At 73.3% G+C, this 25,284-nt stretch carries 27 protein-coding genes; 13 read left to right on the forward strand and 14 right to left on the reverse strand.

The window, feature by feature from the left end:
- Positions 1-68 precede the first annotated feature (68 nt).
- The 6 genes from BG452_RS48050 to BG452_RS09345 all read left to right on the forward strand — a co-directional run bounded on the left by BG452_RS48050 (position 69) and on the right by BG452_RS09345 (position 5,521).
- Positions 69-128 (forward strand): hypothetical protein, encoded by a 60-nt coding sequence (locus BG452_RS48050; RefSeq protein ID WP_411292912.1) that lies wholly within the window; start codon positions 69-71, stop codon positions 126-128.
- Between the two features lie 91 nt (positions 129-219).
- The gene (locus BG452_RS09325) at positions 220-1,326 is read left to right on the forward strand and encodes an energy-coupling factor transporter transmembrane component T (RefSeq protein ID WP_317620963.1); all 1,107 of its coding nucleotides are present in this window, start codon (positions 220-222) and stop codon (positions 1,324-1,326) included.
- Positions 1,323-2,924 carry an ABC transporter ATP-binding protein gene (locus tag BG452_RS09330; protein WP_188303740.1) on the forward strand — a complete coding sequence of 534 codons (1,602 nt, stop codon included), beginning with the start codon at positions 1,323-1,325 and terminating at the stop codon, positions 2,922-2,924. The genes BG452_RS09325 and BG452_RS09330 overlap by 4 nt, the downstream gene beginning before the upstream one ends.
- Positions 2,921-3,760: an ECF transporter S component gene (locus BG452_RS09335; RefSeq protein ID WP_188303741.1), complete on the forward strand. Its 840-nt coding sequence runs from the start codon at positions 2,921-2,923 to the stop codon at positions 3,758-3,760. Before BG452_RS09330 ends, BG452_RS09335 begins: the two co-directional genes overlap by 4 nt.
- A 53-nt stretch (positions 3,761-3,813) precedes the next feature.
- Complete coding sequence (locus BG452_RS09340; RefSeq protein ID WP_188303742.1) at positions 3,814-4,800, forward strand: RICIN domain-containing protein; 987 nt, start codon at positions 3,814-3,816, stop codon at positions 4,798-4,800.
- 58 nt (positions 4,801-4,858) lie between these two features.
- Entirely contained in the window at positions 4,859-5,521 is a 663-nt protein-coding gene (locus BG452_RS09345; RefSeq protein WP_188303743.1) for a hypothetical protein, read from the forward strand.
- 85 nt (positions 5,522-5,606) lie between these two features.
- On the opposite strand, the gene BG452_RS09350 is transcribed toward BG452_RS09345, so the two are convergent.
- Both BG452_RS09350 and BG452_RS09355 read right to left on the reverse strand, forming a co-directional pair.
- Positions 5,607-5,912 carry a putative quinol monooxygenase gene (locus BG452_RS09350; protein WP_188303744.1) on the reverse strand — a complete coding sequence of 102 codons (306 nt, stop codon included), beginning with the start codon at positions 5,910-5,912 and terminating at the stop codon, positions 5,607-5,609.
- A 141-nt stretch (positions 5,913-6,053) separates the two neighbouring features.
- Positions 6,054-6,500 (reverse strand): hypothetical protein, encoded by a 447-nt coding sequence (locus BG452_RS09355; RefSeq protein WP_188303745.1) that lies wholly within the window; start codon positions 6,498-6,500, stop codon positions 6,054-6,056.
- 358 nt (positions 6,501-6,858) lie between these two features.
- Between BG452_RS09355 and BG452_RS09360 the strand changes: the two genes are divergently transcribed.
- Together BG452_RS09360 and BG452_RS09365 are read left to right on the forward strand one after the other, a co-directional pair.
- Positions 6,859-7,737, forward strand: coding sequence for a LysR family transcriptional regulator (locus BG452_RS09360; protein ID WP_188303746.1), 879 nt, complete (start codon positions 6,859-6,861; stop codon positions 7,735-7,737).
- 68 nt (positions 7,738-7,805) lie between these two features.
- Entirely contained in the window at positions 7,806-7,985 is a 180-nt protein-coding gene (locus BG452_RS09365) for a hypothetical protein (protein WP_188303747.1), read from the forward strand.
- 69 nt (positions 7,986-8,054) lie between these two features.
- Here the strand turns inward: BG452_RS09365 and BG452_RS09370 are convergent, their stop codons facing one another.
- The gene (locus BG452_RS09370; protein ID WP_188303748.1) at positions 8,055-8,381 is read right to left on the reverse strand and encodes an antibiotic biosynthesis monooxygenase family protein; all 327 of its coding nucleotides are present in this window, start codon (positions 8,379-8,381) and stop codon (positions 8,055-8,057) included.
- 99 nt (positions 8,382-8,480) lie between these two features.
- Complete coding sequence (locus BG452_RS09375; RefSeq protein ID WP_188303749.1) at positions 8,481-8,891, reverse strand: cupin domain-containing protein; 411 nt, start codon at positions 8,889-8,891, stop codon at positions 8,481-8,483.
- Between the two features lie 47 nt (positions 8,892-8,938).
- On the opposite strand from BG452_RS09375, the gene BG452_RS09380 reads away from it, so the two are divergent.
- Positions 8,939-9,430 (forward strand): MarR family winged helix-turn-helix transcriptional regulator, encoded by a 492-nt coding sequence (locus tag BG452_RS09380; RefSeq protein ID WP_188303750.1) that lies wholly within the window; start codon positions 8,939-8,941, stop codon positions 9,428-9,430.
- A 55-nt stretch (positions 9,431-9,485) separates the two neighbouring features.
- Here the strand turns inward: BG452_RS09380 and BG452_RS09385 are convergent, their stop codons facing one another.
- Positions 9,486-11,588 (reverse strand): MDR family MFS transporter, encoded by a 2,103-nt coding sequence (locus tag BG452_RS09385; RefSeq protein WP_188303751.1) that lies wholly within the window; start codon positions 11,586-11,588, stop codon positions 9,486-9,488.
- A gap of 358 nt (positions 11,589-11,946) precedes the next feature.
- Here BG452_RS09385 and BG452_RS09390 point away from each other — a divergent pair, with 358 nt between their 5' ends.
- A complete protein-coding gene (locus BG452_RS09390; protein ID WP_188303752.1) occupies positions 11,947-13,029 on the forward strand; it encodes a peptidoglycan-binding domain-containing protein in 1,083 nt (360 codons plus the stop codon).
- Between the two features lie 100 nt (positions 13,030-13,129).
- Here BG452_RS09390 and BG452_RS09395 read toward each other — a convergent pair whose 3' ends face one another.
- From BG452_RS09395 to BG452_RS09410, 4 genes are all read right to left on the reverse strand, one after another.
- Positions 13,130-13,714, reverse strand: coding sequence for a TMEM165/GDT1 family protein (locus BG452_RS09395; protein ID WP_188303753.1), 585 nt, complete (start codon positions 13,712-13,714; stop codon positions 13,130-13,132).
- Between the two features lie 205 nt (positions 13,715-13,919).
- A complete protein-coding gene (locus BG452_RS09400) occupies positions 13,920-14,702 on the reverse strand; it encodes an ABC transporter permease (RefSeq protein ID WP_188303792.1) in 783 nt (260 codons plus the stop codon).
- Entirely contained in the window at positions 14,702-16,321 is a 1,620-nt protein-coding gene (locus BG452_RS09405) for a dolichyl-phosphate-mannose--protein mannosyltransferase (RefSeq protein ID WP_188303754.1), read from the reverse strand. The genes BG452_RS09400 and BG452_RS09405 overlap by 1 nt, the downstream gene beginning before the upstream one ends.
- A 201-nt stretch (positions 16,322-16,522) precedes the next feature.
- Positions 16,523-17,818 carry an MFS transporter gene (locus BG452_RS09410; RefSeq protein WP_317620965.1) on the reverse strand — a complete coding sequence of 432 codons (1,296 nt, stop codon included), beginning with the start codon at positions 17,816-17,818 and terminating at the stop codon, positions 16,523-16,525.
- Between the two features lie 155 nt (positions 17,819-17,973).
- Between BG452_RS09410 and BG452_RS09415 the strand changes: the two genes are divergently transcribed.
- Positions 17,974-18,558: a MarR family winged helix-turn-helix transcriptional regulator gene (locus tag BG452_RS09415; RefSeq protein WP_188303756.1), complete on the forward strand. Its 585-nt coding sequence runs from the start codon at positions 17,974-17,976 to the stop codon at positions 18,556-18,558.
- 194 nt (positions 18,559-18,752) lie between these two features.
- On the opposite strand, the gene BG452_RS09420 is transcribed toward BG452_RS09415, so the two are convergent.
- The 3 genes from BG452_RS09420 to BG452_RS09430 all read right to left on the reverse strand — a co-directional run bounded on the left by BG452_RS09420 (position 18,753) and on the right by BG452_RS09430 (position 22,188).
- The gene (locus tag BG452_RS09420; protein WP_188303757.1) at positions 18,753-20,570 is read right to left on the reverse strand and encodes a glycosyl hydrolase family 18 protein; all 1,818 of its coding nucleotides are present in this window, start codon (positions 20,568-20,570) and stop codon (positions 18,753-18,755) included.
- A gap of 328 nt (positions 20,571-20,898) precedes the next feature.
- Positions 20,899-21,507: a hypothetical protein gene (locus tag BG452_RS09425; protein WP_223241973.1), complete on the reverse strand. Its 609-nt coding sequence runs from the start codon at positions 21,505-21,507 to the stop codon at positions 20,899-20,901.
- A 120-nt stretch (positions 21,508-21,627) separates the two neighbouring features.
- Positions 21,628-22,188 (reverse strand): DoxX family protein, encoded by a 561-nt coding sequence (locus BG452_RS09430; protein ID WP_188303758.1) that lies wholly within the window; start codon positions 22,186-22,188, stop codon positions 21,628-21,630.
- Positions 22,189-22,426: 238 nt separating this feature from the next.
- On the opposite strand from BG452_RS09430, the gene BG452_RS09435 reads away from it, so the two are divergent.
- Positions 22,427-23,062 (forward strand): MarC family protein, encoded by a 636-nt coding sequence (locus BG452_RS09435; RefSeq protein WP_188303759.1) that lies wholly within the window; start codon positions 22,427-22,429, stop codon positions 23,060-23,062.
- Positions 23,063-23,116: 54 nt separating this feature from the next.
- On the opposite strand, the gene BG452_RS09440 is transcribed toward BG452_RS09435, so the two are convergent.
- Together BG452_RS09440 and BG452_RS09445 are read right to left on the reverse strand one after the other, a co-directional pair.
- The gene (locus BG452_RS09440; protein WP_188303760.1) at positions 23,117-23,671 is read right to left on the reverse strand and encodes an NADPH-dependent FMN reductase; all 555 of its coding nucleotides are present in this window, start codon (positions 23,669-23,671) and stop codon (positions 23,117-23,119) included.
- Between the two features lie 94 nt (positions 23,672-23,765).
- The gene (locus BG452_RS09445; protein ID WP_188303761.1) at positions 23,766-24,200 is read right to left on the reverse strand and encodes an Lrp/AsnC family transcriptional regulator; all 435 of its coding nucleotides are present in this window, start codon (positions 24,198-24,200) and stop codon (positions 23,766-23,768) included.
- 219 nt (positions 24,201-24,419) lie between these two features.
- Here BG452_RS09445 and BG452_RS09450 point away from each other — a divergent pair, with 219 nt between their 5' ends.
- A complete protein-coding gene (locus BG452_RS09450; RefSeq protein WP_188303762.1) occupies positions 24,420-25,250 on the forward strand; it encodes a tryptophan 2,3-dioxygenase in 831 nt (276 codons plus the stop codon).
- The last annotated feature ends 34 nt before the right edge of the window (positions 25,251-25,284 follow it).

The raw sequence follows: 25,284 nt of genomic DNA on the forward strand, positions 1-25,284 counted from the left end.
CCCAGCCGGACGGTCCGAAGGGCGCGGCCGGCGGCGGCCCGGACCTCGGCCTGGTCGCCGGTGGCGCGCTGGTCGTCGTCCTCGCCGGTGGCGCCGTCTGGCAGGCGCGCCGCCGCCGCTCCTCCTAGGGAGTGTCCTGTGGACCTTTGCCGGGTCCGCGACGCCCTGCGCCGACGAGATCCACGAGACACTCCCCGCCCCCGTTCCCAGGACAGATCCGTGAGCAGCCCCACCCGTAGCACCCGCCCACCCGTCGGCCCGCGCCAACTGCACCCCGGGGCCTGGTGGTTGTGGGCGCTCGGGCTGGGCGCGGCGGCGACCCGCACCACCAACCCGGTGATCCTGCTGCTGCTCGCCGCGACCGCCGGGTACGTGGTCGCGGCGCGCCGCGGCGACGCGCCCTGGTCGCGTTCGTACGGGGCGTTCCTGCGGCTCGGCCTGCTGGTGCTCGGCATCCGGCTGGTCTTCGCGGTGCTGCTGGGCTCGCCGATCCCCGGCACCCATGTGCTGTTCACGCTGCCCGAACTCCCGCTGCCCGCCTGGGCGCAGGGGGTGCGGATCGGCGGGCGGGTGACGCTCGAAGGGCTGCTGTCGGCCCTGTACGACGGGCTGCGGCTGGCCACCCTGCTGGTCTGCGTCGGCGCCGCCAACTCCCTGGCCAGTCCGGCCCGGCTGCTGCGCGCCCTGCCGGGCGCGCTCTACGAGGCGGGGGTGGCTGTGGTGGTGGCGATGACCTTCGCGCCGAACCTGGTCGCCGACGTCCGCCGGCTGCGCGCCGCCCGGCGGCTGCGCGGCCGTACCGACCGGGGCATCGCGGCCGTACTGAGCGTCGGACTCCCCGTCCTGGAAGGCGCGTTGGAGCGGTCGATCGCCCTGGCGGCGGCGATGGACACCCGCGGCTTCGGCCGCACCGCCGACGTCCCGCGCCGACTGGCCCGGGCCACCGCCGCGCTCACCCTGGCCGGACTGCTCGGGGTCTGCCTGGCCGCGTACGGGCTGCTGACCGCCGGGGGCGCCGGCTGGGCGCTGCCGGTGCTGCTGCTCGGCCTGGCCGCGGCCTTCGCCGGACTGCTGCTCGGCAACCGGCGGTCCGTCAGATCACGCTACCGGCCGGACCCCTGGGCACTGCCGGAGTGGCTGACCGCCGGCTCCGGCGCGGCCGTGGCGGCCCTCGTCACCCACCTGGCCTCGCGGGATCCGGCCGCCTTCGCCCCCACCGTCGTCCCGCCGACCGTCCCCGCGCTGCCGCTGGCCGCCGTCCTGGCCGTACTCCTCGGCCTGGTACCGGCGTTCGCCGCCCCGACCCCGCCCCGGAGGGCCTCGTGATCACCTTCGAGCAGGTCTCCGTCCGGTACGCGGACGCCGCCGCACCCGTGCTCTCGAACCTCGACCTCACCGTCCCCGAGGGTGAACTCTGCCTGCTGGTGGGCCCGTCGGGCTCCGGCAAGTCCACCCTGCTGGGGACGGTCAGCGGCCTGGTGCCGCACTTCACCGGCGGGGTGCTGCACGGCCGGGTCACCGTCGGCGGCCGGGACACCCGCGAACACCGGCCTCGCGAACTCGCCGACCTGGTCGGCACGGTGGGCCAGGACCCGCTGGCGCACTTCGTCACCGACACCGTCGAGGACGAACTCGCCTACGGCATGGAGTCCCTGGGCCTGCCGGGCGACGTCATGCGGCGCCGGGTCGAGGAGACCCTCGACCTGCTCGGCCTCGCCGACCTGCGCGACCGCGCCCTCGGCTCGCTCTCCGGCGGCCAGCAGCAGCGCGTCGCCATCGGCTCGGTGCTCACCGTGCACCCGCGCGTACTCGTCCTGGACGAGCCCACCTCGGCGCTCGACCCGGGCGCGGCCGAGGAGGTGCTGGCCGTGCTGCAGCGGCTCGTGCACGACCTGGGCACCACCGTACTGATGGCCGAGCACCGGCTGGAGCGGGTCGTCCAGTACGCCGACCAGGTGCTGCTGCTGACCCCGGGCGAAGCACCCGTACTCGGCGAACCGGCCGAGGTGATGGCCCACTCCCCCGTGCACCCGCCGGTGGTCGGCCTCGGCCGACTCGCGGGCTGGCGGCCGCTGCCGCTGTCCGTCCGCGACGCCCGGCGCAAGGCTTCGTCGTTGCGTGCCGAGCTGGACGGGCGGGCGCCCGCCGCCGTCGGCGCCCCGAGCGGTGCCCCGATCGCCGCCACCGACCGCCTCGCCGTCCGGCGCGGCACGGTCCAGGCCCTGCGCGGGATCGACCTCACGCTGCGCCCCGGCGAGATCGCCGCCCTGATGGGCCGCAACGGCGCGGGCAAGTCCACCCTGCTCGGCAGCCTGGTCGGCCTGCACGCCCCCACCTCCGGCACCGTCACCGTCGGCGGCCGCGCCCCGCACCGCACCCGCCCGGCCGAACTGATCCGCCACGTCGGCCTCGTCCCCCAGGACCCGCGCGACCTGCTGTACGGCGAGAGCGTCACCGCCGAGTGCGCCGCCGCCGACGCGGACGCGGGCGCCGTCCCGGGCACCTGCCGCGCCCTGGTCGAACGGCTGCTGCCCGGCATCGCCGACACCACCCACCCCCGCGACCTCTCCGAGGGCCAGCGCCTCACCCTCGCCCTCGCCGTCGTCCTCACCGCCCGGCCCCCGCTGCTGCTCCTGGACGAGCCGACCCGCGGCCTGGACTACGCCGCCAAGGCCCGGCTGGTGCGGATCCTGCGCACGCTGGCGGCCGAGGGGCACGCCGTCCTGCTGGCCACCCACGACGTCGAGCTGGCTGCCGAACTCGCCCACCGCACCCTGATCCTGGCCGAGGGCGAGATCGTCGCGGACGGCCCCACGGCGTCGGTGGTGGTCTCCTCGCCCGCGTTCGCGCCCCAGGTGTCGAAGGTGCTGACGCCCGGGCCGTGGCTCACCGTCCAGCAGGTCGCGGAGGCGCTGAGCGCATGAACAGCCGTCCCGTCCCGCTCGGCCGCCGCTCCGCCGCCGCCCTGCTGCTGGTCTCCCTCGTCGGCGTGACGGCCTTCGGCTGGCCGCTGCTCGCCTCCACCGGGTCCGCGCTGGTCGGCCACTCCGCCGACGCGCCCTGGCTGTTCGCGCTGCTGCTGCCGCTGCTGCTGGCCGTCGTCATCGCCCAGATCTCCGAAGGCCGTTCGGCGGGCGGCGGCGCACCCGGGCTGGACGCCAAGTCCGTCGCCCTGCTGGGCGTGCTGGCGGCGGCCGGTGCGGCCCTGCGCCCACTCGGGGCGGGGACGGCGGGCCTGGAACCGATGTTCTTCCTGATGGTGCTGTCCGGGCGGGTGCTGGGGCCGGGGTTCGGCTTCGTCCTCGGCTCGCTGTCGATGTTCGCCTCCGCGCTGCTCACCGGCGGGGTCGGGCCCTGGCTGCCGTTCCAGATGCTCGCCATGGGCTGGGTCTGCCTCGGCGCGGGCCTGCTGCCGGGGTCGGCCACGCTGCGCGGGCGGCGCGAACTCCTGCTGCTGGCCGGGTACGGGGCGCTGGCCTCGGTGGTGTACGGCACGATCATGAATCTCCAGGGCTGGCCGTACATCGGCGGGCTGGCCGGCTCCATCTCCTTCCACCCCGGCGACCCGCTGCCCGCCAACCTGGTCCGCTTCGCCGCCTACTGCCTGACCACGTCGCTGGGTTGGGACCTGCCGCGCGCCGCGCTCACCGTCGTGCTCTGCCTCACCCTCGGCACGCCGGTGCTGCGCGCCCTGCGCCGGACGACCCGGCGGGCGGCCTTCGACGCGCCGGTCGACTTCCGTCCGCCGCCGGCCGGGTGAACACTCCGCGCCGCACACCGCCCCGATGCCGTTCGTCCACGATCATCGCGACCGTGATCCGAACCCTCGCCCGCACCACCGCCGTCACCGCGACGGCCCTCGCCCTGGCCGTCGCGCTCGCCTCCCCGGCCGCCGCCGTCACCTTCATCGGCCGCGACGTCCCCCGGCCCGCCACCATCGCCCCCGGCCGGAGCGCGCCCGTACCGTGGACGTACCAGAACACCGGCGGCACCGGCCTGCTCCCGCCCGCGGGCATGACCGCCGTCTTCACCGCCCCCCACGGCACCACCTTCGCCCCGCAGACCACCGTCCCCACCGAGTACGCCGGCGACGGCCACTCATGGACCGGCAACAACGTCGGCCTGCGCAACTGCGCGCTCAGCAACGGCAACCAGACCCTCAGCTGCGAGGGCTACGGCCGCAACGGCGGCAACAGCGGCTGGCCGGCCAACGGCTACTTCCGCTTCTCACCGACCGTCACCGTCGACCCGTACACCCCGTACGACACCTCGCTCCCCCGGGGCACCGGCAGCTTCCGCTACGCCCGCCCCGACAACGGGACGATCTACACCATCGACGACGGCACCCTCAACGTCCACACCCCGCCCCTGGCCACCACCGCCAAGTGCCTGGACGTCGGCAACGCCCGCTACAACGCCGACGACGTCCGCATCTGGCAGTGCCTCGACCACACCAACCAGCGCTTCGTCCTGGACGAGGGCCGGGTGAAGGTCGCCGACACGGTGGGCACGGCACAGGAGATGTGCCTCGACGCCGACTACACCGGTGAGAACGGCGACAACGTCCGGATCTGGGCCTGCGAGTACACCCAGGCCGGCCGCGCCAACCAGACCTGGCTGCTGCGCGCGGGCTCCTTCGTCCTGCAACGCACCGTCGGCACCGCCGACGAGATGTGCATCGACGTCGGAGCCGACCGCGACGACGGCGACACCGCCTTCCTCGCCACCTGCGGCGCCACCGACCCCGACCAGAAGTTCGTGGTGGAACGCGGCTACATCAGGGTCCGCGACACCCTCTGAGCGGGCCCGGCACTAGGGTGAACGTTCGAACCGCCAGCCAGAACGGGAGTTCACCCCAGTGCCCGACGAGCCCCTCGACCTCGACCTCGACGAAGACGAAGACGAAAACGACGAGGACGAGGACGCATACGAGGACGATCCCTGGATCGTCGCGTACTGCCCCGTCGGTCCCGAACTCGCCGCGCAGCTCGTCGAGATGGCGGAACTCGACTGGACGGACGACGACGCCGGCCGGCAGGCCCTGACCGACGCCGGCTGGCGCTCCCGCCCCCTCCCGGACGACCTCGACGGGACGGCCTACACGCCCGCCGGCCACGTCGGGTACGGCGACGACTGCCTCTTCCTGCCCTTCGCGTACGAGTACTACGTGCACCCCGCTGGGGCGATGGCAGAGGACTTCTGGGGCACCCTCCCCGGCTGGCAGCGCAGCACCGACCAGGAGACCGACACCTTCAACGACCAACTGGACGCGGTCGCCGCCCAGTTCACCACCCTGCTCGGCCCGCCCGACCACGACGTCAGCCACGACCGACGACCGCACTCCAACGGCGTCTGGCGCTACCGCGTCTGGCGCCGCGGCTCCAACGCCCTGGTGGTGGCCCCGGGCCTGGACCCCTTCTCGTACTCCCAGTTCGAGCACGCCTTCATCCAGATCCGCCCCCTCCCGGCCGACGCCCCGCTGCCGCCCGCCGACGAGCTGCCCGACTTCTTCATCTGGTAACCGCCCGGCGGCCGCCGCGCGCTCGCCCGGCCCTCGCGCGGGAAGTCGGCCGGGCCGACTTCCCGCACAACGGGAACGGCACCGGTCAGACGAGGCCCTTGGCCGGCTCGCCGGCCGGGAAGGCGTCGAGGACGGCGACGTCGGCGGGCTCGGCGAGGGCGGCGGCGAGGACGGCGCCGAGGGCCGCCAGCGGAGCGCCGGCGCTGTGGGCGTCGAGGGTGGCCTGGTCGCTCCACTTCTCGACCACGGTGACGCGGTCGGGGCCGGCGTGGACGGCGTAGAGCTCGCAGCCGGGCTCGGCATGGATGGCCGGGGTGTGCTGCTCGAAGGCCGCGAGGACTTCGTCGCGGTGGCCGGGCTTGGTCCTGAGGGTGGCGATGACGATGGGCATGTGGCTCTCCTCCTGGGTCAGGTGATCACACTAACGAGGGCGATCGGCGCCGTTCTGGCGGCCCGGCGGCGGTCGGAACCGCGCCGGCCACCCCGTACGGCTGCGACGGCCCCGACGGCCCCGGGCGGCAGCCGTAGCGCCTCACCAGTCCAGGGCGGACCGGGCAAGGGCCGTCAGCGCGAGCGAGGCCGGGAGTTCGACGAGCAGGGCCATCGCGAGGGCGGTGTACCAGGCGCCGCCGCCCTCGGCGGTCATCACGTCGAACCAGGCGTCGAGCAGGAGCAGGGTGGCGGCCGCGGCGGCGGCCAGGGCGGTGAGACGGGAGCGCCGGACGAGCAGTCGGCCGGTGGCGACCAGCCCGGCGACCTGGAGGACGTCCAGGCCGACCCACGCCGTGGACCAGTTCCTGACCTCGGCCTGCCCCCGAGTGATCGATCCAAGCACCAGGATCCAGGCGAAGAGCAGGGCCGAGACGGCGAGCAGGGCTCCGGCGAGGAGTCTGCGCGTGCGGTCGGCCGCCGGGTGTTCCGATCCCACGTGGCCGAGCGCCGCGCGCAGCGACCGGCCGTCCCCCGTTGATGCTTTCATGATCCAAAATCTACCCACCTCCCCCGCGACACGCGACGGGCAGGGCGCACCGAGGGCCGGATCCGCGAGTCACAGTGACGTTCGGCCGCGAACGACGCCCACTCCGCGCCGCCGCCCGGAATCCGCTCCACCGGGGTTCCTCACGAACCGTTCGGATTACCCGAACGCAGCCGTACGCTGTCCCGCAACACCGGCAGCATCATCGCGAACACAACAACGCCATGACGCACCACACGACAACGCACCACACGACAACGCGACACATCGACACGAGCCGCACCACGAACCGCAAGCGGGCCGGGCGCGCCGAGCGAGCCATCCGACCACAGGCGGGCGTTTCGGGGAACCGGAGAAACCAGTGGAACTTCGTCAGTTGCGGGTCTTCGAAGCCGTGGCCACCCACCGCACCGTCACCGCCGCCGCCGTGGCGCTCGGCCTCGCCCCCTCCTCGGTCTCCGAGCAGATCCGCACCCTCGAACACAGCCTGGCCGTCGAGCTGTTCGACCGGGCCCCGCACGGCATGCCCCTCACCGCGGCCGGCGAACGGCTGCTGCCCTGGTCCCGCAGACTGCTCGACCAGGCCGAACTGGCCCGCCGCGAGGTGACCGCCGACCGCGCCCGGCTCCGGCTCGGCGCGCTGGAGACCATAGCGGCGACCCACGTACCGGCCGTGCTGGCCCGGCTCGCCGAACGCCGCCCCGACCTCGACGTCTCCCTGCACACCGACACCGCCCGGGACGGTCTGCTCGGCGGCGTCGCGGCCGGGGCCCTGGCGGCCGCGCTCATCCTGGACAGCGCCGGCCCGCTCGGCGAACTCGGCTTCTACCTGCCGCCCGCCCCGCTCGACCACCTCGACCTCAAGGAAGTCCCGCTCGCCCTGGTCGTCGCCCCGACCCACCCGCTCGGCGGCGCCACCACCCTCACCCGCGAGGACCTGCGCGGCCGGCGCCTCCTGGTGAACGCCCCCGCCTGCTCCTTCCGGCTCGCCGGCGAACGCCTGCTCGGCAACGACGTCGAACGCGTCCGCACCGGCGGCATCGCCGTCACCCGCGCCTGCGCCGAACAGGGCCTCGGCGTCGCCCTGCTCCCCGACTTCGCCGTCCAGGACGCCCTGACCGCCGGCACCCTCGTCCGTCTCCCGCTCGCTCCCCCACCCCTCCACCTCCGCCTCGTCTGGCGCGCCGACCGCGACACCGTCCCCGGCCTACGCGAGGCCCTCTACGCCGCCGCGGCCTGAACTCCCGTGCCCGACGGGCAGGTTGGTGGCATGCTGGACGAACGACCAACGGGGGAAGGGGAACCAGCATGAAGCGCACCATCGCCGGGACGCTCGCCGCCGCAGCGCTGGCGGCACTCGGAGCACTCCTGCTCGGCGGGCCCGCCGTCGCCGACACCGGCGAGTACGTCCACCAGAACGCCTGGGCGGGTTCGCCGTTCAGGGCGCACCCGGTCGGCCCGGACGGGATCGAGTGGCCCGACGACTGACGGACCGAACGGCGAACGGCGCGCCCCGCAACCCCGGGGCGCGCCGTTCATCAAGCCCGGCCCGCCGGATCAGGCCTTCGGGCCCGCCGACTGGACGACCTCGAAGGACCACAGCGTGGACCCGGAGGCGGCCGGCCGCTTCGGAGCCTCGCCACCCTCACCGCCACCGCGGTGGGCCGCCTGCATCGGGCCCTCCATCCAGGCCTTGAAGTCCTCCTCGCTGCGCCAGCGGGTGTAGACCAGGTACTGGTCGGTCCCCTCGACCGGACGCAGCAGCTCGAACCACTCGAAGCCGTCGGAGTTCTCCACCGCGCCGGCCCGCGAGGCGAAGCGCTGCTCCAGCACCTCGCGCTGCTCGGCGGGCACCGTCAGTACGTTGATCTTGACGACGGACATGCCGCTCCTCACTGATCCGCCGGGGCCCGTACGGCCGTCGGCTCGGTTGCTCCCGAGCAGTCTGCTACACCTCACGCGCCGCACCTCACGCGCTGCGGCTCAGGCGATCCACGGCGGGAGGAGGCGGTCGGCGTCGCGCGGGGCGAGGGCACAGGCGTCGGCGGGGGTGCGGGCGTCGGGGTTGTAGGCGTGGGACGGGGAGGGGGAGGCGACGAGGGCGGTGAAGCCTTCCGCGGTGGTGAGGCGGCGGGGGGCGTCGGCGGGGAGGACGAGGGTGTCGCCGGCGGTGACGGTGAGGACTTCACCGGCCAGGTGGACGTCGGCCGAGCCGGCGAGGAGGGTCCAGATCTGCTCGGTGTCCATGGCGTGCAGCGGGCCCTGCCGGTCGGCGGGCATCTCGACCCGCCACTGGGCGAGGGCGGTCGCGCCCTGGGTGGGCGAGGCGAGGGTGGTCATGACGGCGTTCGGGGTCTCGGTGCGACGGGCGTCGGCGGAGCGGATCACGGGCATGGTGAAGGAACCCCTTAAGATGGACAATGTCGTTGTCTATATGGTCAATGAGGTTGTCTATCGTGTCAAGTGACCCCGCCCCGCCCGGCTTCGAGCTGCCGCTGCGCCTGCTGCTCGCCTTCCGGACGATCATCGACGAGCTGCACGAGCGCATCGCCCGCGAGGGACACCCCGACCTGCGCCCGATGCACGGCTTCGTCTTCCAGGCCATCGGCCCCCAGGGCACCACTGCCGTCGAGCTCGGCCGCCGGCTCGGCGTCTCCAAGCAGGCTGCGGGCAAGACCATCGACAACCTGGAGCAGCTCGGCTACGTCGAACGCGGCAGCGACCCGGGCGACGCCCGGCGCAAGGTGGTCCGGCTCACCGACCGGGGCGTGGACTGCCTGGTGCGCTCGGCCCGGATCTTCGACGAGCTGCGCGCCGAGTGGTCCGCCACCCTCGGCGAGGAACAGCTCCGCCGGATCGAGGACGGCCTGCGGCAGCTCGCCCCCGGGGACCCGTTCCGGCTCGACACCCCGCGCTGGTTCGGCGGCCCCTGAGCGGCGACCCGCGAACGGCGGCCCCTGAGCGGCGGCCCGCGAACGGCGCCCAGGGCTAGAACGACCGCCCCTCCCCCCGGTACGGCGGCTGGGGGCCGAGCGGCGGGTCGGGCCGGTCGCGCCGGTCGGCGCAGAGCGCGGAGCTGAGCCGGGTGAGCAGGGCGGCGAGGTCGTCGTACTGCTGCTCGTCCCAGTCCCCCAGCAGGTCGGCGAGCTGGGCGCGCCGGGCCGCGACCAGGCGCAGCGCCGTCTCCTCCCCCGGCTCGGTGAGCCGCAGCGGCAGGCCGCCGGAGCGGGCGGCGAGGCCGCGGCCCTCCACCTCCCGGACGGCCTCCTCGACGACCGCGACCGGGACGATCCGCCGCTCGGCCAGTTCGGCGGGCTCCACCGAACCGTGGTGGTGCATCTGCAGCAGCAGCCAGCTGGAGGCCGGCAGCAGGTCGAGTCCGGCGGTGGCGGTGATCCGCCGGAAGAGGTCGCGCCGGGCCTCCCGGGTGCTCAGTACGGACAGGGCGCGGGCGATCTCGTCCAGGGAGGAGCGCTCGACGGGGTTGATCCCGATGGACTCGCTCAGGTCGGGCGCGGTCACCGTGGAGCGCAGTTTCTGCTCGCGCAGGAACAGCGACAGCACGAAGGCGACCACCGCGACGGGCACCGCGTAGAGGAACACCCGGGTGATCGACTCGGCGTACGCGTGGTGGACGCCGGCCTGGGCGGCGGCGGGCAGCCGGGTGATCAGGCGGGGGTCGGCGGTGATCGCCTCCACCCGGAAGCCCGGTGGCAGCGGCTGCCCGGCCAGGGCGTCGGCGAGCCGGGAGCGCAGGCCACTGGCGAAGACCGTCCCGAAGATGGAGACGCCGAAGGAGGCGCCGATGGAGCGGAAGAAGGTGACGCCGGCGGTGGCCACGCCGAGGTCCTGGTAGCCGACCGAGTTCTGCACGATCAGCACCAGCACCTGCATCACCAGGCCCAGTCCGAGGCCGAAGACCAGGAAGTAGAGGCTCATCTCGGCGGTGCTGCTGTGCTCGTCCAGCCGGGAGAGTAGCAGCAGCCCGACCGTGGTGACGGCCGTCCCGGCGATCGGGAAGATCCGGTAGTGACCGGTGCGGGCGACGATCTGGCCGGAGCCGATCGAGGTGAGCAGCATGCCGAGCACCATCGGCAGCATGTGGATGCCGGACATGGTGGGCGAGACCTGCTGGACCACCTGGAGGAAGGTCGGCAGGTAGGTGAGGGCGCCGAACATCGCGAAACCGACCACGAAGGAGATCACCGCGACCAGGCTGAAGGTGCGTGAGCGGAACAGCCGCAGCGGCAGGACCGGCTCGGGGGCCGACCGCTCCACCTGGACGAAGACGACCAGCAGCACCAGGCCGAGCACGCCCAGGCCGACGACCTGCCAGGAGCTCCAGGCCCAGGTGGTGCCGCCGAGCGAGGTCATCAGCACCAGGCAGGTGGCGACGGCGGCGATCAGCGCGGTGCCCAGGTAGTCGATCCGGTGCTCGCGCCGGACCTCCACGCCGTGCAGCACCGCGGCGATCACCACCAGGGCGACGACGCCGATCGGCAGGTTGACGTAGAAGACCCAGCGCCAGCTGAGGTGATCGACGAACAGGCCGCCGAGCAGCGGTCCGAGCACGCTGGTGACGCCGAAGACGGCACCGAAGAGGCCCTGGTACTTGCCGCGGTCCCGGGGGGCGACGAGGTCGCCGACGATCGCCTGGGAGAGCACCATCAACCCGCCGCCGCCGAGGCCCTGGAGAGCCCGGAAGGCGATCAACTCGCCCATGTTCTGGGCGATTCCGCAGAGCACCGAGCCGATCAGGAAGATCACGATCGAGGCCTGGAAGAACCGCTTCCGGCCGTACATGTCGCCGAGCTTGCCCCAGAGCGGGGTGGCGGCCGTGGAGGCCAGCAGGTAGGCGGTGACCACCCAGGACAGGTGGTCCAGGCCGCCGAGGTCGCTGACGATGGTGGGCAGCGCGGTGGAGACGATGGTCTGGTCGAGGGCGGCGAGCAGCATCGCCAGCAGCAGGGCGCCGATGGGCACCCACAGGTTGGGGACGGTGACCTCGGGCGGGCCGGGCTCGTGCGCCGGGCTCCGGTCGGGCGCGGAACGGGGGTACCCCGGGCCGGAGGTTGCGGGAGGGTCCGTCATGGCGTCTCCGTAGGGTCGCGGGGTCGCGGGGTCGCGGGGCTGCGGGGTCACGGGGCTGCGGGGTCGCGGGGCTGCGGGGCTGCGGGGCTGCGGGGCTGCGGGGCCGGACGGCCGGACGCCCGGTGGATGATCACTCCCGGTTCCCCATGCTGGCAGATATATCCCGTTTTGCGCCGCCCGGTTGAGCCGAACGTAAGCACCCGGCCCGTCCCACGCGTTCCAGCGGTTTCCCCGGGTGCCAACCGCCACCAACCGGCACAACAGCCCCGCCGGGAGCCGGACGCCCCTGTCCACCCTCCGGGACGTCCTGCATAATCAGGCCCGATCCCGCGACCCGAGAACCGAGGAGGACCGGCCGATGCCGGACCAGCACTGCCCGACGTGCGGCACCGCCCGCTCCACCGGGTGCGGCTGCCTCCCCGACCGGAGCCTCGACGAGACCGCCGTCCTCCCGCACCTGGAGGGCCCGCCGCTGGTCCGCCCGTACGTGCCGCAGGCGCCCGACCAGGTCGCGGACGAGCCGCCGCCGGCCACCGACCCGTTCGCGACCACCGTCCTGCCGCCCGTCCAGCCGGGCTCCCAGGGCAGACCGGGCACGCCCCCGCTCGGGCCGGACGCGGACGCCTACGCGACGACCGTGCTGCCGCCCGTCCCGGGCCCCGCCCAGGACGCGTACGCCACCAGCGTCCTGCCACCGGTCCAGCCGGGCCCGCCGCTCCAGTCGGGCCAGCACGCCCCGCCCGGCACCGGGGACGACCTCGGCTACTTCCCCTTCGACAACGGCGCGCCCGAGCCCGGTGCCGCCCCCGCCACCGGACGGGCCGCGCGCCGAGCCGCCGAGCAGGCCGGGCGCAGCCCGTTCGCCGGGCGCAAGGGGCTGATCGCGGGCGTCGGCGCCGGACTGCTGGCGCTCACCGTGGGCCTCGCGTACGCCGTGACACCCTCCTCCGAGCCGACCGGCCGGGCCGCACCGGCGCCCACCACCTCGCTCGCCCCCGCCCCGGTGGACCCGCCGACCCTGGCCGCCCCGCCGACCGGCTCCCCCGCGCCGACCACCGAGGCGCCCAGCCCGACCCCGACACCGACACCGACCCGCAAGCCGAGCCCGACGCGGACGGTCACCCCGACACCGACCCCCACGCCGACGCCCACCCCCACCCCGACGCCCACACCGACCCCGACGCCGACCCCGACACCCACGGCCACGCAGACCCCGCGGCTGCTCCAGATGGGCATGAGCGGGCCCGACGTCAAGGCGATGCAACAACTGCTCGTCAACGCCGAGTGCGGATACGTCGACAAGTCGCTCGTCACCGGCACCTTCGACTCCTGGACCCGGTCGACATTGCAGGACTACCAGAGCCAGAACCGCATCAAGGGCGAGAACGGCGTCTACGGCCCCAAGACCCAGGCCGTCCTCACCGCCGACCCCGGCTGCTGATTCCCCCTGCCGACCAGCGCCCACCACAGGCGACCGCAGGCGACCACCGCCCACCACCCACCGCCGACCGCCGACCTCCGGCGACCGCAGACGCCCCGCGTCAGCCGGTGATCGCCCCGAAGATGCTGACCCCGGCCAGCACCACCATGATCGCCGCCGCCACCCGGATGATCAGCTTCATCGGCACGTACTTGAGCAGCTTCTGCCCGCCCACGATGGCGATCCCGCCGACCGCGCACAGCGCCAACCAGGAGCCGAGGCCGACGGCCAGCGGATCGGCGTACTTGGCGGCCAGGTTGGCGGTCATGATCTGGGTCAGGTCGCCGAACTCGGCGACCGCGACGACCACGAAGCTGGTCCCGGCCACCTTCCAGAAGCGATTCGAGGACGGCTCCTTGGCGGCGTGCTCCTCCTCGTCCTCGCCGCCGTGGAACAGCAGCATCGCCGCACCGACCAGGAACAGCACGCCGGTGACGCCCTCCACCCAGCGGTGCGGCAGCAGCGAGAGCAGGTGCCCGGCGACCAGCGCCAGCACCACCTGGACCAGCATGGCGGCGGCGACGCCCGCGAAGACGTAGCCGGCCCGGTACTTGGTGCCGAGCACCAGGCTGGCCAGCGCGGTCTTGTCCGGCAGTTCGGCCAGGAAGATGATGCCGAACGTCAACGCGGCAACGGTCAAACTCATCGGAGGAATCCCTCGGTCGGGCTGTCCGGCCTCCGCAGGTCCGTCAGGGGACGCTTCGGCCCGACAGCACTGGAAACGGTCACAGCACTGCGGCCGAAGGTCTCGCCGGCAGCCGCCAACCGCGCGGTGCCCCGGGCGCCGGGCCCGTGGGGGCCAGTATGTCGACGGTCCGGTGGAGGGCTACTCCCCTTCAACGGGCCCCAGCCTACCCGACGCCGTCGACCGCCCCCGCCGTCACCAGACCCCGCCCGACCAGCTCCAGCACCACCACGATCGCCACCGACTCCACCGCCAGCAGCGCGATCAGCACGAACAGCTGCACCGTCCCCGCCTGGACCGGCGAGGCGCCGCCGAGCAGCATGCCGACGAACGCGCCGGGCAGGGTGACCAGGCCGACCGTACGGGTCTGGTCCAGCGCCGGGACGAGTGAGGTCGCGGCGGCCGGGCGGCAGATCTCCAGCCGGGCGTCCCGCTCCTCGAAGCCGAGCGCCAGCGCCGCCTCCACCTCGCCGCGCCGCTGCCGCAGCTCGTCCAGGGCGCGCCGCCCGGCGAGCGAGGTGGCGGTGAGACCGCCGCCGATCAGGATGCCGGCGACGGGGATCACCGAGAGGCCCTTGGGCGGCAGCAGTCCGACGCCCAGCAGCAGGGCCAGCACCGGCAGCACCCCGGCACCGATCGGGGCCGCCGCCCAGACCCAGCCGGGGCCCGGGGTCATCCGCCGCCCGGCGGTGCGCACCGCGACGGTGAACATCAGCAGCACGAACAGCGCCGACCACCACAGCGAGGCGACCACCCAGGAGATCACCGCGGCGACTGCGGCCAGCTGGACGACCGCGCGCAGTCCGGCCCGCGCCACCGCCCGCCCGTGACCGAGCAGCCCCCAGCCGGCCACCGCCACGGCGGCCAGCAGCAGCACCGCGGTGACCACCCCGAGCACCGGGGTGACCGGCAGCAGCTGTCCGCCGGACGCCGCCGACGGCACCGGCATCAGATCCAGCTGGTGAACCACATCCGGTCCTGCCAGGACGACATCGGGATCACCTCCGCCGTGTACAGCGGATAGAAGAAGGCGAAGCAGCCGACGATCGCGAGCACGATCAGCCCGGCCGCCACGGCCCCGTACCGGCGGCGCTCGGGAGTGCAGCCCACCGGGCCGAGGATCGCGCCGAGCATCTGGGCGACGGCCAGGCACAGGAACGGCACCAGCACGACCATGTAGAAGGAGAAGATCGTCCGCTCCTGGTACTGGAACCAGGGCAGGTAGATCGCGGCCACCGCGCACAGCACGGCGCCCGAGCGCCAGTCCCGGCGGAAGAACCAGCGCCACAGCAGGTAGACCAGCGCGAAGCAGGCCGCCCACCACAGGAAGGGGGTGCCCAGGCCGAGGATCTGGGACGCGCAGCCGCCGGAGGAGGTGCAGCCGCGGGTCCCGCCCTGCGCCGGCTCCCAGTACATCGAGACCGGGCGGCCGTCGACCAGCCAGGCGAAGGGGTTGGACTGGTAGGTGTGCGGGGTGCTCAGGCCGGTGTTGAAGTCGTACATCTGCGCGTGGTAGTGCCACAGGCTGCGCAGCGGCGCGGGCACCCAGCTCATCGAGACCTGCGGCAGCGGGATGCCGAAGGCGTGGTCCGGGGAGAGTCCGGCGCGGCCCTCGGCCCAGTGCCGGTCGTAGCCGCCACCGCCGTTCGCGCCGCTCGCGAGCCAGCCGCTCCAGGCGCCGACGTACACCACCACGGCGGAGCCGACCATGGCGAGGAAGGCGGGTACGGCGTCCCGGCGCAGCATGGAGCGCCAGGGGTGGCGGGCTCCGGCGCCGCGGCGGCCGGACTGGTCCCACAGCACGGTCAGCACGCCGAAGGCGGCGAGGATCGGGGCGCCGTTCCACTTGACCGCGCAGGCGGCCCCGATGAGCACCCCGGCGGCGATCCGCCAGGGGCGCGCTCCGAGCCGCACGGTGTCGCCGTCGGTCGCGGCGGCCAGCCGGGCGCGGGCGTGGTCGCGGTCGACCAGCAGGGCGCCGAAGGAGGCGAGCACGAAGAACATCTGGATGCCGTCGAGCAGGCCGACCCGGCTCATCACCAGCTGGAGGCCGTCGACGGACATCAGCAGGGCGGCGGTGCAGCCGATCAGGGTGGAGCCGAAGAGCCGGCGGCCGATCCGGGCCAGCATCAGCACCGCGAGGGTGCCGAGCAGGGCGGTCATGAACCGCCAGCCGAAGGGGTGGAGCCCGAACAGCTGCTCGCCGACCGCCATCACCCATTTGCCGAGCGGCGGGTGGGCGATGAACTCGGGCGCGGAGCCGAGCGGGACGGACTGCGGGACGGCCAGGATGTCGGCGTTGGCGTGGTCGGGCCAGGTGCCCTCGTAGCCCTGCTGGAGCAGGGACCAGGCGTCCTTGGGGTAGTACGTCTCGTCGAAGACGAAGGCGTTGGGGTAGCCGAGGTTCCAGAACCGCAGCAGGCCCGCGAAGACCGCGACGCCGATCGGGCCGAGCCAGCCGGAGTGGTCGGCCGCCCAGCGGAGCAGACCCCCGCGCGGGGCCGGTGCCGGGTCCGGGTCGGCGGTGGCCCGGGCCGCCGGGGGGTGCGTGAGCGCCGCTTGCGTCATAGCCTCGCCGATTTCGCCTGTCTGCGGGGCCCTCGGCTGCTGCGCCGGGCCCGGGTCCGCTGCCCTGGCCGGGGCCGGGCGGTCAACAGCCACTGACACTATGTGGCGGTGCCCGGGAAGCCAAGCGCGACGGGCGCCGACCAGGTGACCTGGCCGGCGCCCGCCTCGAACGCCCTTGCGTGACCGCGGAGCGCGGGCCCGTCAGGCGGCGGTCTGCAGTTCCCGGACCGGGGCCGGGGTGCGGACCACGGCCGGGGCCGCGTTGTCCTGCTCGGCCGTGAGGTACGGGCGCAGCCGCAGCGCCAGCAGGACGATCAGCAGCGTCGAGCCCGTCATGGCCGCGAGGTAGAGCGGCCAGGTGCCGGAGCCGACCAGCAGCACGCCGACGGCCGGGCCGACCGCGATCGCGATCTGCTTCACCAGGGCGTACCCGGCGTTGTAGGTGCCGAGCAGCCGGGCCGGGGCGAGCTCCGCGACCATCGGGCCCATGGTGGGCGCGAGCAGCGACTCGCCGACGCCGAACAGGGCGTAGATCGAGACGATGGCGACCGTGGCGGCCATGGTCTCGGTCCGGATCAGGCCGGCCACCAGGGCCATCGCCCAGGCGCCCAGCCAGACCAGGCCGGCCGCGGCCATCGCGGTGGTGCGGCGGCGGCGCGCGGTGATCCGCACCATGAACATCTGCAGCACCACGATGGTCACCGCGTTGGCGCCGATCGCGAGGCCCAGGGTGGACGGCGCGGTGCCGACGGTGTCGGTGGCGAAGGCCGCGACGCCGGACTCGAACTGGCCGTAGCAGGTGAAGAAGATCAGCCCGGCGAGGATGCAGAGCCGCACCATCGCCTTGTCGGCGAGCAGGGCGCGCAGGCCGGTCGGGCCGTCGTTCCGCCCCTGGACGGCGCTCAGCTGGGCCTTCGGTATCCGGGCGGTGCCGGTGACCAGGGCCAGGCCGAGGAAGGTGACCGCCTCGATGGTGAACAGCCGGGTGAGGCTGGCCGGGTCGGCGACGTTCACGATCTGCCCGCCGACCAGCGCGCCGATGCCCATGCCCAGGTTGACCAGGGTGAACTGCAGCGCGAAGGCGTGCGAGCGGGTCGCCGCGGTGGAGCAGCGGACGATCATCGTGGCGAGCGCCGGCTGGCAGGTGGTGACACCCGCGCCGAACAGGAACGAGGAGACCAGCAGGGCCGGGGTGCCGGTGGCGTGGCCGAACGCGAACGCGCCGGTGGCGGCCAGGGCCGCACCCGCCAGCAGCACCGGACGGGGACCGTAGCGGTCGATGCCGCGCCCGGTGAACGGGAGCACCGCGAGCGCCGCCAGCGCGAAGACGGTGAACACCATCCCGGCCGCCAGCGAACCCAGGCCGCGCACCTGGTCCACGTACACGAACATGTACGGCATCGTGAACCCGCTGCCGAACGCACTGAGCGCGTTGCCGATCTGGACGCGGCGCAGCGGGCCGCCCGTCCCACGTCGCTGCTGCCTCTGCTGCTTCACCGTGCCGGTCACCGTGCACATCCCTTCCCTGTTTCGACTGGAACTCTTAAGCCCAGAAGATTTCAGACCTAAACTGTGACGAGATAAAGTCTTAGCACCGGAAGACTGCGGAGTCAAAGGCTTAAGGAGTGCACGCCCGTGCGACACTGGTCCGCATGACTACGGACAAGCCGTCGCCGGCTGCCGACAAGCCTTCGCGGGCCACCCCCCTGGAGCTCGGCATCGCCGAGCAAGTGGCCCTCTACCAGCGGGAGTTCCCCACCGTCGACCCTCAGGTCGAGACGATCGTGCAGACCCTCAACCGGGTCTCCCGGCGGATGGGCGTGGCGTACGACCGGCAGCTGACTGTGCTCGGAATCACCTCCGCCGAGTGGGAGGTGCTCAAGGCGCTGGTGGTGAGCGGCAGCCCCTACCAGCTGGGGCCGGGCGAGCTGGCCAAGCGGCTGGGGCTCACCCCGGCGGCGATGACCCACCGGATCGACCGGATGGTCGCCGAGGACCTGGTCACCCGGGAGCGGGACGAGTCCAACCGGGTGCGGGTGATCATCGAGCTGACCGAGAACGGCCGCGACAAGTGGCTGGAGTCGATGCGGATGGCGGCGGTGTTCGAGGAGGAGCTGCTGCAGGACATCGCGGGCGAGGAGCGCACCGCGCTCTCCGCCCTGCTGGCCCGGATGCTGCGGCGGATCGAGGAGAGCCAGCCGGACGCGCTCGGGCGCACGGCCGACCTGGCGCCGTGAGCCGGGGCGGGTGAAACGACGGGTCCGGCCCGCCGGGGGAGGTGCTCCCCCGGCGGGCCGGACCCGTTCAGGCACTGCGACTTCGGGTGCTGCGACTTCAGGCACCGCGGGTTCAGCTACTGCGGCTTCGGGCACCGCGAGGCCCGTCAGGCGCTCGGGCGGCCAGCAGATCAGCAGATCGGCAGGTCAGCCGCTCAGCAGGGACCGTTGTCGGTCCAGACGCCCCACTGGCCGCTCTGGGTCGGGTCGTCGCCCTTGGTCCACCACTTGTTGGTGTAGTAGTGGCCCTTCCACGAGACCTTGGTGCCGCCGGCCGCGTAGGTGGCGTTCGCGTCCCAGCTCGGGGCGGCCGGGCAGGTGGCCGGCGAGGACGGGGTACCGGTGGGCGTACCCGTCGGGGTCCCGGTGGGCGTGCCGGTCGGCGTGCCCGTGGGGGTGCCGGTCGGGGTCTGGGTCGGGGTCGGGGTGCCGGTCGGCGGGGCCGGGCAGCCGGCCGCGGAGCCGTTGGTGGCGTTCACCATCGTGTCGAACAGGGTGGTGTTGGTGCCCAGGTCGTACAGCGAGAAGGCGAAGGAGCCGCCGAGGCCGTTGCAGTGCGCGTAGTCGAGCTTGGCCTGGATGGACTTGGCGTTCTCACCGCTCCAGAAGGTGTTGCCGTCGTAGAAGTAGGCGGCCTTGGCGTCGTCGTCCCAGTAGGTCTTGGACGGGTTGTCGACGAAGCCGGCCAGCTCCTTGTACATCTGGATGCCCGCGACGTTGCCGGACATCGCGGCGCCGGTGGCCGGAGCGGTGGCGGGCTGGAAGAGGCCGTTCTTGCCGTTGTTCTGGACGCCGGTCCAGCCGCGGTAGTAGAACGGCACACCCATGTTGATCTTGTTGGCCGGGAAGCCGCCGGGGATGCCGTACTGGGCGTCGCCGACCGTCCACGCCTTGACGGCGTTGTCGATCGAGTACTTGCCGTTGCCCGGCTTGGCCGGGGTCGACGGGTCGTTCGGGCCGGAGTACAGCGGGGCCTGGTGGTTGGTCGGCCCCTGAGGGTCCCAACCGCCGTGCATGTCGTAGGTCATGACATCGAGGAAGGTCAGGTACTGACCGATCTTGTCGGTCTCGACGTTCATGATCTTGTCCTGGCCGGCGCCGACCGCCGCCGACAGGGCGTAGGTCTTGTTGTCGGCCTTGCCCTGGGCGTTCAGCTGGTTGCGGAACTCCTGCAGCAGCAGGGTGAAGTTCTGCTTGTCGGCCGGGCTGGAGATGTTGCCGGTGTGGCCCCCGCCGCCCGGGTACTCCCAGTCGATGTCGATGCCGTCGAAGATGCCGGCGCCCGTGCCCGGACCGCCGTAGCCGGCGTCGGACGGGAGGTTGCCCTTGATGAACATGTCGAGGCAGGACGAGACCAGGTGCTTGCGCGAGGCGTCCGTGGCGGCCGCCGACGAGAAGTACTTGGAGTAGGTCCAACCACCGATCGAGAGCAGGATCTTGAGGTTGGGGTTCTTCGCCTTCAGCTTCTTCAGCTGGTTGAAGTTGCCCGCGATCGGCTGGTTCCAGACGTCGCCGACGCCGTCCACCGAGATGTCCGCGCCGAAGCTCTTCTGGTAGTCCGCGAACGCGTCGGCCGCACCGTCACCGGCGTTGGGGTTGTTGTCGTTGGTGTCGGCGGCCTTGGTCGCCTCGAAACAGCCCAGGTCGGTCGGGGAGATGTTGGCGAAGTCGTAGATCAGGTAGTCCAGCTTCCCGGCCACGCCGGTGTCCTGGATCGTCTTCGGGTAGTACGCGTTGGCGTAGACCGACCACTGGTCGTAGTAGGCGACCTTGATGCCGCCGCTGGTGGCGGCCGCGCCGGTGGAGTTGGTGGTCGCGGCGTTGGCCGCGCCGCCGCCGGTCAGCGCGAGGCCCGCACCGAGCAGCAGGGAGGCGGCGGTGCCGGCCGCGATGGCGGCCAGGCTCTTCGGGCGGCGCCGGCGGGGCCCGTCCGGAGCCGGGGTCCCGGCCCTTTCAATGCGTGAGCGCAGCATGGGTGCGTGACTCCTGGGTGTGGGGGGGTTCCGTCGCCCGGTGGGGTGGCACATCCGGGGTGGGGCCGGACGACCGGGACATGACAGACAGGGGGTGGGAATCGAGCGGGCAGGCCTTTGACGGACACCGGGATGCGCCGAACCGGCGCCCCCGGCGCGAGGCCGGTGACGCCGGTTCAGGGGCTCCCTGCACCTGGGCAATAAAAATGGACTAGACCAACTCGCCCGTCAAGGGGTGCTGTTGGGCCTTGAGACCCGCTTAAGGTTCCGCCCCCGCCCGCACACCCACCCGCACCCCGGCCCCGGACCGGGCCTGAGCTGCGGCGGTTCAGTAGCGGACGGCGTTGGCCACCTCCGCCTTGACCGTGCCGGTGAGGTCCCGATTGGCATGCGCGGTGGCCTGGGAATTCCCACCCGCGGCCACGTCGTCGACCGTCACCGCGGTCGCGTCCAGCAGCTTGCCGCTGCCGTCGGTGAAGTTCACCTGCACCACGTACTTGTACGACTGCTGCCCGTGGTTGGTGACGGTCAGCTGCACCTGCGGCTTGCCGTCCGAACCGGTCGACACCGACCCGACCGAAACGTCCCCCTTGGCGTCCAGCCCGCCCTTGATCCCGGCGACCGCCGAGGCGGCCGAGGAGATCGCCGACGAAGCCTCCGCCTCCGCCGAGGAGATCGCCCCGCCCACCCCGCCGGCCGCCGAGGCCAGCGCCGACGCGGCGGAGGCCGCAGCGCTCGCCAGCTTCTGCGCCTCCCCGGCCGCCGAGGAGGCCGCACTGCTCGCGCTCTTGCCGGAGGAGCAGCCGGCCAGCGCCACCGAACCCAGTACGGCGGCGGCCAACACCCCTGCGGCAAGCCGGTGTCGACGCCTCACCGGTGCGGTGGGGCGCGGCCCGGAGGCGGCGCGGGTGGGCGGCTGGCGGTCCGTGCGGTCCATGGGAGTCCCTCGTTCCTTGCCGGCGCCGGACTGCCCGGCACACCTCCCCGCCCACCCTCCGAGCCGCCCGCCACCCCCGCCAGCAGGGGTGCTGCCTCCGGGTGACGCCCAGGCCACGCGCTACGACAGCCCGGAGCCCTCCTGCTCGTCCGCCTCCACGGCCGCCCGCTCCTCGCGCAGCCGCACCAGGTGACGGCGCCGCGCCACCACCCCGTACGCGCCCGCCGCGCTCGCCACGAAGGCCAGCGCACCGACCCACGGCCGGTCGAAGACGTGCCCGGTGAAGTGGTCCAGCGAGTACCGCCCCGAGCCGGCCAGACCGATCGCCAGCCCGGTCGCACCGAGGAACGCCGGGTACTCGTAGCCGCCGCCGGTCATGAAGAAGCCCGCCGGAGCGTGCACCGACACGGCTCCGGCCATCGTCCCGGCCACCACCGCGCCGGCCGCCGGGGTGGCCAGCCCGGCCACCAGCAGCGCCCCGCCGCCCGCCTCGCCGAGACCCGCCGCGATGGCGCTCTCCCGGGCCGGGTGGAAGCCCATGTGGTCCATCGCCTGGGTGGTCGCCTCCAGCCCACCGCCACCGAACCAGCCGAACAGCTTCTGGGTGCCGTGCGCGATCAGCACCCCACCGACCGCACTGCGCAGGGCCAGCAGGCCCAGGTCCCTACGGTTCAGGCACATGTCGCATCCTCGTTTCCGCCAAGGAGTCTCCGCCAAGGAGCGGTCGTACCGCCACGGAGTGGTCGTACGTACTTCCATGGCACCCGAGAGCGCGCACCTGTTCGAGCCGGGACCGCCATCCGGGCGAATCCGCCCGTGGCGAGGAATGAACCGGCGGGCCGGGGATCCCCGCCGCGCCCGACCGCGGAGCGTGGCGTGGCGGGCCGGTCGCACCGGGCACCGCGGTCATGCTGGGCCCATGTTCGTCTTCAACCTGAGCAGCGCGTTCATCACCTTCTTCGCCGTGGTCGGCCCGCCCAAGACCCTGCTGACCTTCGCCCAGCTGGCCGCCGACCGGAGCGACCGGGAACTGCGCCGGCTGGCGGCCTGGAGCACGCTGATCTCGGCGCTGATCGGCCTGGTGCTCGGCTTCGGGGCGGACGCGGTCACCACGCTCTTCCACATCAGCGACGAGTCGCTGCGGCTCGCGGGCGGGGCGATCTTCTTCTTCTACGCGGTCGCACTGGTCTTCGGCATCCACCTCGGCCGGGACGACGACGGCGACGAGGGGCACCTGGCGAACCCGCTGGCCGAAGGCATCCGCGAACTGCTGCTGCCGTACATCGCCAGCCCGCTCGCGGTCAGCGCCGTCCTGGTCGCCTCGCTGAACCGGGACGACGTGGGCTGGAAGGCGGCCGTCGCCGGGGCGTACGTGGCCGTGGTGGTGCTCAACTACGTCTGCGTGGCCGTGCTCGCGCCGCTGCTGCGGCGCACCCACCAGACCTTGCTGGAGGTGCTGTCCCGACTGCTCGGGCTGCTGCTCGCGGCGGTCGGCATCGAGCTGTTCCTGGAGGGCCTGGCCGGGCTCGGGGTACACCTGACCTCGGTGCACTAGGAGGGCTGGGCTCAGGGGGCTGGGCTCAGGGGGCTGGGCTCAGGAGGGCTGGGCTCAGGAGGGCTGGGCCCCGCCCGCAGCCAGGCGGGTCAGCACCTCGCCGATCCGCCCGCGCACCAGCGGGTCGGCGACCAGCCCTTCCGGACCGACCGCGCCGCGCTCCAGCGGGATCCGGACGCAGGCCTGCGCCACGACCACCGCGCCGGTGTAGCCGAGCACGGTGCGCAGGGTGGCCTCGGCGCCCTGGCCGCGGCCGGGCCCGGCGCAGTTGATCCAGGCCGCGGGCTTGTCCGAGATCTCGACCCCGCCGACCGTCCAGTCCAGCAGGTTCTTGAAGGCGCCGGGCAGCGTCCCGGCGTACTCGGGGGTGCAGACCAGCAGTGCGTCGGCCGCCTCGATCGCCGCCCGCAGCGCGGCCACCGGCTCCGGCAGCGGGTCGGTGTCGTGGTCCGGGTTGAAGTGCGGCAGCCCGGCGAGGCCCCGGTAGTACGTGGTCCGGACGCCGGGCAGGGTGTCGGCCACCGCGGCGGCGGTGCGCAGCACGGCCTCGTTGGCGGAGCCGGCCCGCAGGCTCCCGGGCAGCAGCAGGATGTGGCGCTCGTTCGGCATGCCGAGGAACCTACTCCTTGACGTGCGCGTCAACGCACGGCCGGCGGTGCCGCACGGCGATCAGTGCGGCACCGCCGTCGGTGCCGCGGGGCGGTCAGTTCGGCAGCAGCGGCCGCCAGGGCACCGGGCTGGAGAGGATCATCGAGCTGGACGGCGGCCCGTACCCGCCGAGCCGGTCGCAGAGCGCCTCGAACCCGGCCATCGTCGACACCGCGACCAGCAGCACGCAGCACGCCCCGCCGGTGACCCGGTGCAGCTGCAGCACCTCCGGCCAGGTCGCCACCTCGGGGTCGCGCAGCACGCAGCGCGGGCCGTAGCACTGGACCTGGACCAGCGCGGTGATCGGCAGTCCGGCCCGGGTGGGGTCGACGTGGGCGTGGTAGCCGCTGATCACCCCGTCCGCCTCCAGGCGGCGGACCCGTTCGGCCACCGCGGGTGCGGACAGGCTCACCCGGCGCGAGAGTTCGTTGTACGAGAGCCTGGCGTCGGCCTGGAGTTCGGCCAGCAGGCGGCGGTCTACGGCGTCCATGACGGCTCCCGGGATCCGTTGCGATCAGCGGTTTTACATTCACAAAGCAGATCGACCGAACGCCTCGCGAACGACAACCCGAAGCACGGTTGCGGTGCTCATCGGCCATTCAACCGGGGGGCCACGGCGCCGCACAATGGGCTCCCCGGTGGAACCAGGACGTCCGTCCGCTCCGCCGGCCCCGGGCCACGAGGCCCGGACGGATCAGGAGGGATCGGGATGGGGCACGACACGGTGGAGACACCCAACCTGTCGTTCGGTCGGGGCGGCCGGCCGGGTCGGGGCACCCCGTACGCGCAGTACGCGCGCCTGGAGGAGCTGCACAGCCTCCAGCACCCGCTCAGCAAGGAGCCGGCCGAGCTGTCGTTCATCGTCACCACCCAGGTGATGGAGCTGCTCTTCGACCTGCTGCGGCACGAGTGGACGATCGCCCGGCAGGCGCTGCGCGAGGACGACCTGACCGCCGCGCTGGCCGCACTGCGCCGCGGCACCCACGTGCAGGACGTGCTGGTGGAGTCCTGGGAGCTGCTGGCCACCATGACGCCGCAGGAGTTCAACTCCTTCCGCGCCCTGTTCGGCGAGGCCTCCGGCTTCCAGTCCTCGGCCTTCCTGCACCTGGAGTTCCTGCTCGGCAACAAGAACGCCGCGCTGCTGAACATGTACGCGCAGGTGCCGGAGATCCAGGCCGAGCTGACCGAAGCACTGCGCTCCCCCGGCCTGTACGACGAGGCCGTCAGCCTGCTGGCCCGGCGCGGCCTGGCGGTGCGCGCGGAGGTCTCGGAGCAGCGCTACCGCCCCTCCGAGGAGGTCGCCGCGGCCTGGCGGCAGGTCTACACGGAGCCGGAGCTCGCGGACCTGCAGCCGCTCGGCGAGGCGCTGTTGGACGTGGCCGAGCGGGTCACCCGCTGGCGCCAGCGGCACCTGACCTCGGTCAAGCGGACCATGGGCGGCAAGCCCGGCTCGGGCGGTTCCAGCGGGCTGACCTGGCTGCGCAAGGCGGCCGAGCAGGACGTGTTCCCGGAGCTGTGGACGATCCGGGACGAGCTGTGAGCAGACCAGCGGTGCACAGGGGCGACGAACGAGG

The organism is Streptomyces sp. CBMA123 (assembly GCF_014596465.1).
Taxonomy (GTDB): Bacteria; Actinomycetota; Actinomycetes; order Streptomycetales; family Streptomycetaceae; genus Kitasatospora.

Bases quoted from the DNA above. Each gene is read 5' to 3' on its own strand.
- BG452_RS09350 (WP_188303744.1), bottom strand. From the start codon at position 5,912: ATGCCCATCGTCATCGCCACCCTCAGGACCAAGCCCGGCCACCGCGAC.
- BG452_RS09375 (WP_188303749.1), bottom strand. From the start codon at position 8,891: ATGCCCGTGATCCGCTCCGCCGACGCCCGTCGCACCGAGACCCCGAAC.
- BG452_RS09425 (WP_223241973.1), bottom strand. From the start codon at position 21,507: ATGGACCGCACGGACCGCCAGCCGCCCACCCGCGCCGCCTCCGGGCCG.
- BG452_RS09435 (WP_188303759.1), top strand. From the start codon at position 22,427: ATGTTCGTCTTCAACCTGAGCAGCGCGTTCATCACCTTCTTCGCCGTG.
- BG452_RS09335 (WP_188303741.1), top strand. From the start codon at position 2,921: ATGAACAGCCGTCCCGTCCCGCTCGGCCGCCGCTCCGCCGCCGCCCTG.
- BG452_RS09395 (WP_188303753.1), bottom strand. From the start codon at position 13,714: ATGAGTTTGACCGTTGCCGCGTTGACGTTCGGCATCATCTTCCTGGCC.
- BG452_RS09355 (WP_188303745.1), bottom strand. From the start codon at position 6,500: ATGAAAGCATCAACGGGGGACGGCCGGTCGCTGCGCGCGGCGCTCGGC.
- BG452_RS09420 (WP_188303757.1), bottom strand. From the start codon at position 20,570: ATGCTGCGCTCACGCATTGAAAGGGCCGGGACCCCGGCTCCGGACGGG.
- BG452_RS09370 (WP_188303748.1), bottom strand. From the start codon at position 8,381: ATGTCCGTCGTCAAGATCAACGTACTGACGGTGCCCGCCGAGCAGCGC.
- BG452_RS09385 (WP_188303751.1), bottom strand. From the start codon at position 11,588: ATGACGGACCCTCCCGCAACCTCCGGCCCGGGGTACCCCCGTTCCGCG.
- BG452_RS09450 (WP_188303762.1), top strand. From the start codon at position 24,420: ATGGGGCACGACACGGTGGAGACACCCAACCTGTCGTTCGGTCGGGGC.
- BG452_RS09380 (WP_188303750.1), top strand. From the start codon at position 8,939: ATGAGGTTGTCTATCGTGTCAAGTGACCCCGCCCCGCCCGGCTTCGAG.
- BG452_RS09405 (WP_188303754.1), bottom strand. From the start codon at position 16,321: ATGACGCAAGCGGCGCTCACGCACCCCCCGGCGGCCCGGGCCACCGCC.
- BG452_RS09400 (WP_188303792.1), bottom strand. From the start codon at position 14,702: ATGCCGGTGCCGTCGGCGGCGTCCGGCGGACAGCTGCTGCCGGTCACC.
- BG452_RS09440 (WP_188303760.1), bottom strand. From the start codon at position 23,671: ATGCCGAACGAGCGCCACATCCTGCTGCTGCCCGGGAGCCTGCGGGCC.
- BG452_RS09365 (WP_188303747.1), top strand. From the start codon at position 7,806: ATGAAGCGCACCATCGCCGGGACGCTCGCCGCCGCAGCGCTGGCGGCA.
- BG452_RS09415 (WP_188303756.1), top strand. From the start codon at position 17,974: ATGACTACGGACAAGCCGTCGCCGGCTGCCGACAAGCCTTCGCGGGCC.
- BG452_RS09390 (WP_188303752.1), top strand. From the start codon at position 11,947: ATGCCGGACCAGCACTGCCCGACGTGCGGCACCGCCCGCTCCACCGGG.
- BG452_RS09445 (WP_188303761.1), bottom strand. From the start codon at position 24,200: ATGGACGCCGTAGACCGCCGCCTGCTGGCCGAACTCCAGGCCGACGCC.
- BG452_RS09430 (WP_188303758.1), bottom strand. From the start codon at position 22,188: ATGTGCCTGAACCGTAGGGACCTGGGCCTGCTGGCCCTGCGCAGTGCG.